Genomic DNA, 13,047 nt, shown 5'->3' on the forward strand with positions numbered 1-13,047 from the left:
GGGCATGCGGGCTCCCGGGGGACAAACGGCGTTCAGAGGCTGTCGGTGACGGTGCGGGGCCCCGCGGGTTGCGGCACCGTGGCCAGCGAGGTGCGCGCGAGGGCCGCGGCGGCCGGGGGCGCGGGGCGGCGCTCGGCGAGCGGCACGACCGGTGGCAGGCCGGTCTCGCCCAGTACCACCCGGCGTACGACGCGCTCGGCGGCGCGGCCGTCGTCGTACGGGCAGAACCGCTCGCGGAAGGCGGCCCTCAGCCGGGCGGAGCGGGTGCTGTGCCAGTCGCCGCCCGCGAACACACCGATCAGCTCGTCCTCGTCCCGCGCGACCGCGCCCGGCGGGAAGGCGCACAGGTCGAAGTAGGTGCCGCGGGCCGCCTCGTAGGCCTCGTGCTCGTACGCGTGGATCACGATCGGCCGGTCCAGGCCCGCGTAGTCGAACATCAGTGCCGAGTAGTCGGTGACGAGGGCGTCGGAGGCCAGGCACAGCGACTCCACGTGCGGGTGGTCGCTGACGTCGAGGACCCGGCCCCCGGACACGGTGAGCGGTCCGCCGTGGCGGGGGTCGGCGCGGGCCAGCACCATGAAGCGCGGGCCGAGACGGCGTACGACGCGCTCCAGGTCCAGGGCGAGGCGCTGGGTGCGGCGGTAGTCGCGGTGGACGGGCGCGTACAGGATCGCCACCGTGCCCTCGGGGATGCCGAGGGTCTCGCGCAGCCGCGCCACGTCCGCCGCAGTCGCCCGCTGGAGGGCGTCGGTGCGCGGCTGGCCGTACTCCAGGGCGGTCCAGTCGCCGGGGTGCACGCGTTCCCAGGTCAGGGTGGAGTGGCGGTTGGCGGAGACCACGTAGTCCCAGGAGTCGACGTCGCGCAGCAGCCGCGCGAAGTCGGTGCCGCCCGCGGCGGCCGGGCGCTCCTGGAGGTCCAGACCCGCGTGCCCCAGGGGTGTTCCGGCCTGTGTCTGGACCAGGACCTGGCCCCGGCGCCTGACCAGGCCCGCGTCGAAGGCCGAGTCGCGCACCAGGTAGCGGGAGCGGGCCAGGGCCGTCCAGTGGGCGGCCGTACCGGGGGTCAGGCGGCGCGTGCCGGGCGGGACGGTGTGGTGGTGCGCGGGGCCGGCGGCCCACGCCGTGCGCACGTGCGGCGCGGCGCGGCGGAACGCCTCCTCCAGCGCGCCCGGGTCGCCGCCGTACCCCCGGTCCCCCTCGACGGCGAAGACGGCACGGTCGGTACGCAGCGGGAGGCGGCGCTGGAGGCGGTAGTGCAGGCGCAGGGCGACGGTCCGCGCGGCGCGCGGCAGTCCCGCGGTGACCTTCGCCGTCCGGCGGCGCAGGGCCGACGCCAGCCGCAGGACTCCGTAGGTGCGGCGCAGGCCCAGCCGGAGCAGGGCGTGGCGCAGCCGCACGGGCAGCGGGGCGGGCGCGCCCGGGACCCGGTAGCGGCGGCAGTGGACGCGGGCCCGGCGCAGGAATTCGGCGCGCAGGGAGCGCGGGAGGCGGTCGGGGCGGGTGTACACCGTCGTCAGGTGGTCGGCCATGCGGCGGTACAGGAGCGGCCGCCAGTGGGCGTGCTCCGGGTGCGACTCCAGGAACGCGAAGACGCGGTCGTACTGGTCGAAGACGTCCAGGTGCCGCTCGCTCGGCGTGCCGAGGATGCTGCCCCGCCGGCGCTGCCGGTAGTGCACGCAGACCCGGTCCAGGGTGGCGACGGACCCCGCCGTCATCAGGACCGGGTACGTCCAGGGGGTGTCCTCGTAGTAGCCCGGTGGGAAGGCGAGGCCCTCGCGCTCGGCGAACTCCCGCCGCACCGCCTTGTTCCAGGCCACCATCAGCAGCTTCAGCAGCCCGGGCCGGTCGGTGAGCCGGAACGGTGCCGGGCCCCGCTCGGTGAGGTGTGCGGCGGCCTGGTTGCGGACCGTCTCGCCGGTCCAGTACGTACGCGCGTAGTCGTAGACCAGGACGTCCGGCTCCCCGGTCTCCTTGATCCGGTCGGCGACGGCCCGCAGCGCGTCCGGGGCGAGGGTGTCGTCCCCGTCGAGGAAGACCAGGTAGTCGCCGCCCGCCCGCTCCATGCCGGCGTTGCGGGCGGGGCCCAGGCCCTCGTTGCGCGGCAGGCGTACGACGCGGACGCGCGGGTCGAGAGCCGCGAACTCGTCGGCGATCGCCCCGCAGGCGTCCGGCGAGCAGTCGTCGACCACGATCACTTCCAGGTCCGGGTACGACTGGGCCAGCACCGACTCCAGGCACGCGTGCAGATACGCCTGAACCTGGTACGCGGGAACGATGACACTGAACCTGGGCACGAGGACATCCATGGGTCGGCGGGGTCGGCGCGGGCGCTCGGCCCGGCAACGGCCAATGGAGTGACTTGGTTACGGCCCCTGCGGCAATCGGGCGACCCGTGCGCGTCCGAATGCCCCGTACGGGGGAGGGGACGGACCGGTGACCGGTCCGCCCCCTCAAGGGTGTTGTCGCATCGGCTACTTGACGGCGCCCGCCATCACGCCGGAGACGAACTGCCGCTGGAACGCGAAGAACACGGCCAGCGGGATCACCATGGAGATGAACGCACCCGGTGCCAGTACGTCGATGTTGTTGCCGAACTGCCGCACCTGGGTCTGCAGGGCGACCGTGATCGGCTGGCTCCCGGAGTCCGAGAAGATCAGCGCGACCAGCATGTCGTTCCACACCCACAGGAACTGGAAGATGCCGAGGCTCGCGATCGCGGGGCCGCCGAGCGGCATCACGACTCGTACGAACAGCCGCAGTTCACCCGCGCCGTCCAGGCGGGCCGCCTCCAGCAGCTCTCTCGGGATCTCCGCGAAGAAGTTCCGCAGCAGGAACACCGCGAAGGGCAGGCCGAAGCCGACGTGGAAGAGGACCACCCCGAGGACCGAGCCGAACAGGCCGATCTTCCCGAAGAGTTCGGCGATCGGGATCAGGGCGACCTGCACGGGCACGACGAGCAGCCCGACCACGGCCAGGAACCACCAGTCGCGGCCCGGGAAGTCCATCCACGCGAAGGCGTAGCCGGCGAGGGAGCCGATGACCACGACCAGGACGGTCGCCGGGACGGTGATCATCACGGTGTTGAGGAGGGAGGAGGTGATGTCGCCGTTCCTCAGCAGCTCCTCGTAGCTCCGCAAGGTCAGCTGGGACGGCTCGGTGAAGACCTCCCACCAGCCGCTCGACGCCATGTCCTGGGGCGTGCGCAGCGAGGACAGCAGCAGCCCGATCGTGGGAACCAGCCAGAACAGGCCCACCACGAGCAGGAAGGCACGGACGAGTCCGCCGCTGACGCTTTCGGCGAGCCGTGACGCCAGGGACCGCCTCGCCCCGACGGCCCTTTCGGGCGCCGGCGTGGTGGGTTTGGTGAGGGAACCCGCGTCCGCGGTCATCGCCGCACCTCCCGCCGCAGTCGCCGTACGTTGAACCACATCACAGGGATGACCAGGAGCAGCAGGAACACCGCGATGGCGCTGGCGATGCCCGGCTGGTCGGCGGCGAAGCCCTTGCGGTACAGCTCCAGGGCCAGCACGTTCGCGTCGTCCTGGGAGGACCCCGGGGCGATGATGAAGACCAGGTCGAAGACCTTCAGCACGTTGATCATCAGGGTGACGGCGACGACCGCGAGGACCGGTGCGAGGAGCGGCACCGTGACCCGTCTGAAGACCTGCCACTCGTTGGCGCCGTCGACCCGGGCGGCCTCGAGGAGTTCCCGGGGCATCCCCGCGAGCCCGGCCGCGATCAGCACCATCGCGAAGCCCGCCCACATCCACACGTACGATCCGATGATCGCCGGGGTGACAAGGGAGGGGCCGAGCCAGTTCAGGCCGTTGTACGGCTCCTCGAAGTTGTCGGCGGGCAGTCTGAGCAGCGCCCCGTCGGCCGCGGCGGGCAGCGTGAACGTGCCGTCCCCGGCCGCCGTGGCCGACGCGACGACCTCGCCGTCCTTGACCGCCTCGATCCTCATCCCGGCATAGCCCAGCTCGGCCGCGTCGACGCCGCCCAGCTTGCCCACGCCCTTGCCGCGGGTGAAGTCCTGCCAGGTGGTGCCGGTGACCTTGCCGTCCTCGGGCTCGGCGGCCACTGCCCTCCGCGCGGTGTCGGGCATCAGGTCGGGGGCGACGCCGACGAGCGGGAGGACGACCGGGGTACCCGCGACGACCGGCCGCTTCGTGATGAACGCGCCGCCGCCTTCCGGTTTCAGCGGCGACTCACGGCCCGGATGCGCCTTCGGGAACGCGGACGACTCGGCGAACGTGTCGTGCACCCCGACCCACACCGCGTTCGCGACGCCCTTGTCCGGGTCCTGGTCGTACACCAGGCGGAAGATGATCCCGGCGGCCAGCATGGAGATGGCCATCGGCATGAAGACGACCAGCTTGAACGCCGTGCCCCAGCGGATGCGTTCGGTCAGCACCGCGAAGATCAGGCCGAGCGCGGTGGCGACCGCCGGCGCGAACACCACCCAGATGATGTTGTTCTTCAGGGCGGTGCGGATGCCGTCGTCGGTGAACAGCGCCTGGTAGTTGTCGAATCCCGCGAAGGAGTCGCCGGACTGGTCGTAGAAGCTGCGGATCAGCGAGTACCCGATCGGGTAGACCACGAGCGCGCCGAGCAGTACCAGGGCGGGCAGCAGGAACAGGGCTGCCACGGACCCGCGGGTGCCGGTCACGCTCTTGCGCGACTTCGGGGCGAGGGGAGCCGGTGGGCCCTCAGGGGCCGGGGCGGCTCCCCTCGCCGTGGCCGACGTCATCGCGTCAGCCTCCGTAGGCGGCGGCCGCGTCCGCCTCCAGCTTCGCCTGGGCACCCGCGACGTCCTTCGGGTTCTTCAGGAAGTCCTGCAGCGTCTTCCACTCGCCCTTGCCGGGAGTGCCGCCGAAGGCCTGCGGGGCCTGGTCCGACATGTCGAAGCGGAAGTCGTCGCCCGCCGCTACCAGCGCCTCGGCGATCTTCTTCTGCACCTCGTTCGGGTACACCGACGAGTCGATGCCCTTGTTCGGCGAGAGGAAACCGCCCAGCTTCGCCTGGATCGCCGCCGCGTCCGGCGAGGCCAGCCAGGTGGCCAGCGCCTGCGCCGCCTTCGACTCCTCCAGGATCACGGCCGCGTCGCCGCCGGACACCACCGGCGCGGTGTCGCCGACGGCCGGGAACGGGAACACCTTCGCGTCCGTGCCGATCTCCGCCTTCGTCTCACCGATGTTGACCTGGACGAAGTCGCCCTCGTAGACCATGCCCGCCTTCGGCTGGTCGCCGCCGGTGAAGGTCTGCGTCACCGAGGCCGGGAACTCCGTCTGGAGCGCGCCGGAAGCGCCGCCCGCGACGTAGTCCTTCTTGCCCCAGATCTCGGCGAGGGTGGTCAGCGCCTCCTTCACGGAGGGGTCCGTCCACTTGATCTCGTGCTTGGCCAGCTGGTCGTACTTCTCCGGGCCCGCCTGCGAGAGGTAGACGTTCTCGAACCAGTCGGTGAGGGTCCAGCCGTCCGCGCCGCCGACCGAGAACGGGGTGACACCCGAGTCGTAGATCGTCTGGGCGGTGGTGAGCAACTCGTCCCAGGTCTTGGGCTCGGCGGCCCCCGCGTTCTCGAAGACCTGCGCGTTGTACCAGATCAGGGACTTGTTGGCGGCCTTGTAGTACACGCCGTACTGCTTGCCCCCGACCTTGCCGATGTCCTGCCAGCCCTGCGAGTAGTTCTCGCCGAGTTCCTTGGTCGCCTCGGCGCCCAGCGGCTTCGCCCAGCCCTTGTCGACGGCCTGCTTGATGGCGCCGGGCTGCGGGAGCATCACCACGTCCGGCGGGGCGCCGCCCGCGATCTTCGAGCCGAGGAAGTTGATGATCGGGTCCTGGGCGGGCACGAAGGTCACCTCGGCGCCGGTGCGCTTCTCGAACTCGGCGAGGACCTTCTTGAAGTTCTCCTGCTCGGTGCCGGTCCAGACGGCGGCGACCTCCAGGCTCTGGCCGTCCAGCTTCGGGAGGGTGACGGAGGCGGCCGGATCCCTGTCGCCGCCCTTGTCGCCGCTGTCCTTGTCGTCGTCCCCGCCGCCGCACGCGGTGAGCGAGAGCGCGAGCGCTCCCGCGGCGAGGGTGGCGGCGGCCCGGGCGGTCCTGCTGGAGGTACTGCCGCGGGTCTTGCGAGTCCGCATGGTGCTGCTCGTGCGCATCAATGCCCCGTTCTTCGTTCCTTGTCGCACGTCCGGCGCTGTCCCGTGCGCTCTGGTGTACGCCAGGGGGGTGAGAGCGGCAAGAGCGCGTCGGCGGTCGGGACGGAGATCGTGACCGCGTCGTGACCGTGGCCAAACGCCCGGCGTGGCGCGGGCGGACCGGTGGCCGCCGTCCTCGGACCCCCGCTCCGGCTGGACGGCCTCGTCCGCAACCGCCGGACGGGTGGGATTTTCCCGGCCTTGGCTGGAAGTCCCGGCGTTACAGAAGGGACGGGACCTTCGCCGCCGACACCTCCCGGGCCGCCCGCTCCAGCGCGCTGGCCAGCAGCGCCAGGTCCGTCGGGCCGTTGCCCAGCTCGCGTACGGGGCGGCGGGTGGGCGGGTCGCCCATGCGGTGCCACTCCAGGGGGACCACCGTGGGCCGCAGGGTCGCCGTGCGCGGGATGCGTCCCGTGACCCGGCCGCCCTGGAACACCACGGCCCGGCCGTCCGCACGGGCCAACCGGCCGCGTCCGGGAGCCGGTTCGTCCGGGCCCGGCACCGGCGCGTCCAGGATGACGCGCAGGGTCGCGCGGAGGGCGGGCTCGGTCCGGTCCGTGCGGCCGCCGGGCGCGGTGGCGGCCACCAGGTGTACGCCGAGCCGCTCGCCCTCCCGCGCGACGGCCTCCAGCGCACGCATCACCGACCCCGCCGCGGGCCTCCCCGGAGAACCGAGCGGGGGCGTGACGAGGGCGTCGAGGTCGTCCACGACCACGACGAGGCGGGGGAGCGGCGGTACGGCGTCCGCCCGGCGCCGGGCCGCTCCGGGGCGCAGCCGCATGGTGGAGCTGGGCGGGGAGTCGACGTCCCCGTTGTCCGGCATCCCCGCCGGACCGGGACCGCCGGCGGTCGGGGTGCGCTGGGAGACCAGCCGGCCCGACACCTCGCGTCCGGTGTGCCACTCGGCGAAGTCCGACCGCCCGAGCAGCTCGGCGCGCCGCTTCAGCTCGGCGCTCAGCGACTGGGCGAACTCCCGCATGACGACGGGGTCGTTGGCGGTGAGGTGAGTGGTGACGTGCGGTACGTCCGTGCACGCGCGCAGGCCCTCGCCGTGGGCGCCGCCCGAACTCACGCTGTCGCGGCCGTCCACGAGGACGACGCCGAGACGGTCGGGGCGTTCGGCGGAGGCGAGCGAGGCGACGAGGGCCCGCAGCAGCTCGGTGCGGCCGCTGCCGGGCGGCCCCTCGATCAGCAGGTGCGGCCCCTCGGCGGTGAGGTCGACCGTGACGGGGCCGCGCGGGCCCGCGCCCAGCACCGCCTGGGCACGGCCCCCGAGGGCCTCCGTGCCGTCGGCCGCGTCGGCCCACCGGGCCATCAGGGAGGCCGGGGTGGCGCGGGCCAGGCCCAGCTCGTCGAGGAGCCGGGCCGCCCGGGGCAGTGGCGCGGACACGCGCGCGTGCCGCTCGCCACCGACGGCGGTGTCGGTGCGCAGCGGGGCCAGGGCGCGCGCGAACCGCTCGGCCCACGGCAGGGAGACCGCGTCCACCGTGCCGAGGGTGCCGTGGCCGACCGGGCCGACGGGGCCGACCGGGCCGGCGGGAGCGGCCGGGCCGGCGGGAGCGGCCGGGCCGGCGGGAGCGGCCGGGGTGCCCGGGGCCGCGCCCGCGCGGGCGACGCGCAGCAGCCGCAGGGTCGTCGCCACGTCGCCGCTGAGCAGCGCCACGGCACCGCACTCCCGGAACACCGGCGACACCGCGCAGGCCGCCTCGTACGTCCGCGCCACCGGGGACGTGGGGGAGGCGGCGGCCGTCTCGGCGAGGCACACGACGTGGATACCGGCCCGCGGCCCCTCCAGGGCCAGCCGCGCCACCGCCTCGCGCACGTCGGCACCGCCGGGGTCGCCGTCCACGACGACCACGGTGTACGGACCGGTGAAGCCGTCGGCCGGGTCGGTCCCGTCGTCGGGCCGCGCCCAGGAGGGCTGCTGCCGGAGGGTGCCCGTGGTCCTGTCCTGGGGCGAGTCCGGTGAGGATGCCGTCGGCTGGGCCGGGACCGTGGCGGCGGGGGGCCGTGCTCCGGACCGGGCGTCCGAGAGGTGGTCCTCCAGGCGGCGGAGGAGCTCCTGGGCGCGGGCCGTGGCCTGTTCGCGGTCGTGGGCGAGCAGCAGGCGGCAGTCCTGGCCGTGACCCGGGCGCAGCTGTGGCAGCCAGCCCAGCCAGGACCACTCGGCGTTCCGCTCGGTGAGCGGACGGGAGCGGTCCGCGCTGATCAGGACGATCTCCAGGGTGTCGGCGGAGTGCAGCGCGGCGAGCTGGGCCAGCACCGAGCGGGCCAGTCCGGCGAGCCGCGCGCGCGGGCCCGCGAGTCCGAGCGCGCCGACCTCGCGCAGGTCGGCGGTCACCGGTACCGCGGGCAGCGCCGCACCGCCCGGCGCCACCCGGTCGGCCGTACCGAGCCGCACGGTGAGCGCCTCCGGGTGACCCGGGCCGCGCTCCCACAGCCGCGGCCCCGGCCCGAGCGCCGTCAGCAGCAGCGCCGCGGGGTCCGGCCAGGTCTCGGGGGCGCCCGGGGAGGGGGCCGGGGCGGCCGGTGCCGGTCCCGGCGCAACCTCCTCGTAGTCGCCCACGCCGGACACGGTGACCTCCTGCGCGCCTGCCCGCCCACCGGTCAGCCGCCGCGCCCACGCCCCTATCCCACCGCGCCTGCGCACCTCCGGCGGTACCTCGGTGCCGCGCAGTGGAGTCCCCTTGCGCCCGGTGCGGGGAGCGGAGCCGTCCTCCCGGCCGGCGCGGTCGTCCGGGCCGGTGCCGCCTTCCCCGCCGGGGGCACCGGCGGAGCGGCGGGCTGCCTCACCGGCGGCGTTCGTACGGGGGGTGTCCGGGTGGGGGGCGTCCGCGTGGAAGGCGCCCGGGTGGGGATCGCCCGCGCCCGTGCGGGCGGCGCGCGCGCCGGGGGAACCTGTCCCGGACGTGTCCGCGCGGGCAGCGCCGGAGCGGGACGTGCCCGTGCCGGACGTGCCGGTGTCGGCCGGGCCCGTGCGGGACTCGCGCGCGCTGGAAGAAGCTGTGCCGTACGCGCCCGTGCCGGTGCCGTGCGTGCCCGTGCCGTACGTGCCCGTTTCCGGCGCCCCGGTGCCGTACGTGCCCGCGTCGGTCGCGCCCGTGCGGGAAGTGCGCGCGCCCGAGGGACCTGTCCCGGCGCCCGCGCCCGCGGGGCCGGAGCGGGGCGAGCCCGTGCCGGTGCCGTGCGTGCCCGTGCCGTACGTGCCGGTGCCGTACGTGCCCGCGTCGGTCGCGCCCGTGCGGGAAGCACGCGCGCCCGAGGGACCTGTCCCGGCGCCCGCGCCCGCGGGGCCGGAGCGGGGCGAGCCCCCACCGGACGTGCCGGTGCCCGACGCGCCGGTGCCGGGCATGCCCGCGCCGGAGCGGCCCGGGCGGGTCGCGCCCCGCGCGGGAGCGCCCGGGCCGTACGCGTCCTCGACGGGTGTGCCGGGGACCGGGGCGTGGTGCCCGCCCGCGCCGGGCACACCCGTCGCGTACGCCCCCGCGCCCTGCGCGCCGCCGTGCGTCCCGCCTCCGGCGGGAGACTGCCGGGGCGGGCCCGCCGTGGGGCCGGTGCCGTGGCTCTCGATGCGGGGTGCGCCGCCCTGGCCGGGGACCTGCGGCGGCTCGACGGGCACCGAGCCCGTGCCGTACCCGGACGTGCCGTACGCGTGATGAGTCCGCCCGTGGGCCCCGGCCGTCCCGCCCGCCCCGGTGCCGCGGGCCGTGGGGGCCGGTGCCGCTCCGTCCGCCGCGCCCGCCGCGTCCGGGGGGCCGCCCGGACGGCAGGCCGGGCGCGCGGAGCCACGAGCGGGGTCATGTGCCGCACCGGACCAGTGCGCGTCTCCGACGCCCGCGCCGGCCACCCGCGAGGGTCCCGCGGGTCCGGTCGCGGGGCCGTGGGCCGGTCCGGTCGCGCGGGAGCGGCCGCCGGTGCTGCCCGCGTGCCCCTCCGCCCCGTCGGCCACGCGCGCGTGGCCCGCCGCGTCACCGTCCCCGTCGTCCCGCGGCCGAGGCTCCGACAGCCGTACGTAACCCTCCCCGTCCGGCGTCGTCGCCACCCGGGCCTCGGCCGCCGGAGGCACCGGAACGAGCCGCAGGGCCGACTCGCCGATCCGCAGCAGCGCGCCCGGCGCGAAACGGACCGGGTGGTCGCCCACACGGGCGCCGTCCAGGGTGGTGCCGTTGGTGGAGCCGAGGTCGGCGACCGAGACGCGGGCGTCGGGGCCCACGGTCACGGCGCAGTGCATGCGGGAGACGTCCGGGTCGTCGAGCGCGACGTCGGCGTCCGCGGAGCGGCCGAGCCGGATCTGGCCACCGTGCAGCAGGTGGACGCCGCCCGCGTCGGGGCCCGCGACCACGTGGAGCTGGGCGGGGACGTCGGCCGGCTCGGCGTGCGGGTCGGGCTCGCCCGGGGCGCCCAGGCAGAGCACGGCACCGTCGATCAGCGGCGGCTCGCCCAGGGTGCTGCGCTGGGCGTCGAGCCGCTGCGCGCCGACGTACAGCACCACCTGGCCGGAGCCCGTGCCCTCGCCGCCGGGGAGCGCCGCGGCCAGCGCGGAGGCGACCGCGGCCAGGGCCGTGCCGGCGGGCGCGGTGACGAGTACGTCACAACTCGCGGCCCGGCCCCCCGCCGAAGCGGCCGAAGCATGCGGGCCCAGCGGGTCTACGACGGTCAGCCGGATCTGCATCGCCGTCAGCGGTCCCTTCGCGCGGGCGCCCGCACGCCGGGACAGAAGCCGTCACCACGGTCCCCCACCGCGGACTTCCCCCACCGCCACACGAGCACGTCGGCCAGTACTGCAGGCATCCTCGCACCTGCCACTGACAACACGCCCGTCGTCCACCGTCAAATGATCTTGATTGGTCGGCTCTGCCCCCAAAAATGCCTGACAGGTGTCCTGCGGATGATCGAATGGCGTCCGCTTGAGATCGGTCACGTACGGCAACGGCAACCAAGGGACCGGGTCGAGCGTCTTTCCTTCGAACACGGCCCGGAGGCGGCCGCGGGACGCGCCGGCGGGTCCCACGGGAACCACAGGACGACGACAGCCCGGCGCCGGGACCGCGGCACTACAGTGGGTCCGAACAGCCAGCAAGCAACTAGGAGCGCATGACGTGCGGCCGGTAGGCAGCAAGTACCTCCTCGAGGAGCCCCTCGGCCGCGGCGCCACGGGCACCGTCTGGCGCGCCCGCCAGCGCGAGACCGCGGGGGCCGAGGCGGCCGTGGCCGGGCAGCCCGGCGAGACCGTCGCGATCAAGGTCCTCAAGGAAGAGCTCGCGAGCGACCCGGACATCGTGATGCGCTTCCTGCGCGAGCGCTCCGTCCTGCTCCGGCTCACCCACCCCAACATCGTCCGGGTCCGCGACCTGGTCGTCGAGGGCGAGCTGCTGGCCCTCGTCATGGACCTCGTCGACGGCCCCGACCTGCACCGCTATCTGCGCGAGAACGGGCCGCTCACCCCGGTCGCCGCCGCGCTGCTCACCGCGCAGATCGCCGACGCGCTGGCCGCCAGCCACGCCGACGGCGTCGTCCACCGCGACCTGAAGCCGGCCAACGTCCTGCTGAGGCAGACCGGCGGCGAGATGCACCCGATGCTCACCGACTTCGGCATCGCCCGCCTCGCCGACTCACCCGGCCTCACCCGCACCCACGAGTTCGTCGGCACGCCCGCGTACGTCGCGCCGGAGTCCGCCGAGGGCCGCCCGCAGACCTCCGCGGTCGACGTCTACGGCGCCGGCATCCTGCTGTACGAGCTGGTCACCGGCCGTCCCCCGTTCGGCGGGGGCTCCGCCCTTGAGGTGCTGCACCAGCACCTGAGCGCCGAACCGCGCCGCCCCTCCACCGTCCCCGACCCGCTGTGGACGGTCATCGAGCACTGCCTGCGCAAGAACCCCGACGAACGCCCCAGCGCCGAGAACCTCGCCCGCGGTCTGCGCGTCGTCGCCGAGGGCATCGGCGTGCACGCCAACAGCGCGCAAATCGGCGCCGCCGAGAACGTGGCCGTGCTCCTCGTCCCCGACCCGGCGCCCGCGCAGGTCCCGGACGCCCCCGGTGCCGCCGACCCGACGCAGGTCCTGCCGCAGAACCCGAACGGCGCCTACGACCCGAACGGCGCGACCAGCGTTCTGCCGCACACCGGCGGCCAGGCGGGCGCCGCCGACCCCACCGCCGTCATGCCACCGGTGCCCCCGGGCCGGCCGGGCCGGCCGGGCGGGCCGGGACAGGGCGGGCCCGAGGACCCGCACCCCTGGCAGAACCAGCTGCGCGCCGCCCGCGACCGCAACGAGCAGACCCAGGTCCAGTACCTCGACCCGAACCAGGACCCGCTGCGCCGCCGCCCCCAGCGGCAGGTCTCCCGGCCGCCCCAGCAGCCGCGCCAGGCCCCACAGGGCCCGCCGCCCCAGCAGCCCGGCTACGGCTATCCGCAGCAGCAGCCGCAGCGGTACGCCACTCCGCAGCCCCAGCAGCAGCCCCGGCCCCAGCCGCAGCGGTACGCCCCGCCGCCCACGCCCGAGCCGCAGCCGCCCAGGCGCGAACCCAGGCCGCCGCGGCAGCGCAGTGCCAACCCCATGCGGATCCCCGGCCTCGGCTGCCTCAAGGGGTGCCTGTTCACGCTCCTCATCCTGTTCGTGGCCGGCTGGCTGGTCTGGGAACTGAGCCCCCTGCAGGACTGGATCGGCACCGGCAAGGGCTACTGGGAGCAGCTCAGCGACTGGTTCACCACCGCGACCGACTGGATCGGGGACGTGGGCGGCTCCAGCGGCTGAGACCCCACCGGCCGCCGAGTCGGCCGGACCGGCCGGACCGGCCACGTTGGCCGGATCGGCCGAGTCTGGAGACTTGTCGACATCCGGAGGGTGATTTCCGC

The 13,047-nt window shown here is 75.2% G+C and carries 6 protein-coding genes; 1 reads left to right on the forward strand and 5 read right to left on the reverse strand.

The window, feature by feature from the left end; translation table 11 throughout:
• Nucleotides 1-32 precede the first annotated feature (32 nt).
• The 5 genes from ACGFYH_RS08380 to ACGFYH_RS08400 all read right to left on the reverse strand — a co-directional run bounded on the left by ACGFYH_RS08380 (nt 33) and on the right by ACGFYH_RS08400 (nt 10,866).
• Nucleotides 33-2,294 carry a CDP-glycerol glycerophosphotransferase family protein gene (locus ACGFYH_RS08380; protein WP_393802342.1) on the reverse strand — a complete coding sequence of 754 codons (2,262 nt, stop codon included), beginning with the start codon at nt 2,292-2,294 and terminating at the stop codon, nt 33-35.
• A gap of 177 nt (nt 2,295-2,471) precedes the next feature.
• Nucleotides 2,472-3,389, reverse strand: coding sequence for a carbohydrate ABC transporter permease (locus ACGFYH_RS08385; RefSeq protein WP_393802343.1), 918 nt, complete (start codon nt 3,387-3,389; stop codon nt 2,472-2,474).
• Nucleotides 3,386-4,750 carry a carbohydrate ABC transporter permease gene (locus ACGFYH_RS08390; RefSeq protein WP_393802344.1) on the reverse strand — a complete coding sequence of 455 codons (1,365 nt, stop codon included), beginning with the start codon at nt 4,748-4,750 and terminating at the stop codon, nt 3,386-3,388. The genes ACGFYH_RS08385 and ACGFYH_RS08390 overlap by 4 nt, the downstream gene beginning before the upstream one ends.
• 4 nt (nt 4,751-4,754) lie before the next feature.
• Nucleotides 4,755-6,155, reverse strand: a complete 1,401-nt coding sequence (locus ACGFYH_RS08395; protein ID WP_393802345.1) for an ABC transporter substrate-binding protein — start codon at nt 6,153-6,155, stop codon at nt 4,755-4,757.
• 259 nt (nt 6,156-6,414) lie between these two features.
• Nucleotides 6,415-10,866, reverse strand: a complete 4,452-nt coding sequence (locus ACGFYH_RS08400) for an FHA domain-containing protein (protein WP_393802346.1) — start codon at nt 10,864-10,866, stop codon at nt 6,415-6,417.
• A gap of 427 nt (nt 10,867-11,293) precedes the next feature.
• On the opposite strand from ACGFYH_RS08400, the gene ACGFYH_RS08405 reads away from it, so the two are divergent.
• Nucleotides 11,294-12,946 (forward strand): serine/threonine-protein kinase, encoded by a 1,653-nt coding sequence (locus tag ACGFYH_RS08405; RefSeq protein WP_393802347.1) that lies wholly within the window; start codon nt 11,294-11,296, stop codon nt 12,944-12,946.
• The last annotated feature ends 101 nt before the right edge of the window (nt 12,947-13,047 follow it).

It is taken from the genome of Streptomyces sp. NPDC048392, from assembly GCF_043200575.1.
Taxonomy (GTDB): domain Bacteria; phylum Actinomycetota; class Actinomycetes; order Streptomycetales; family Streptomycetaceae; genus Streptomyces.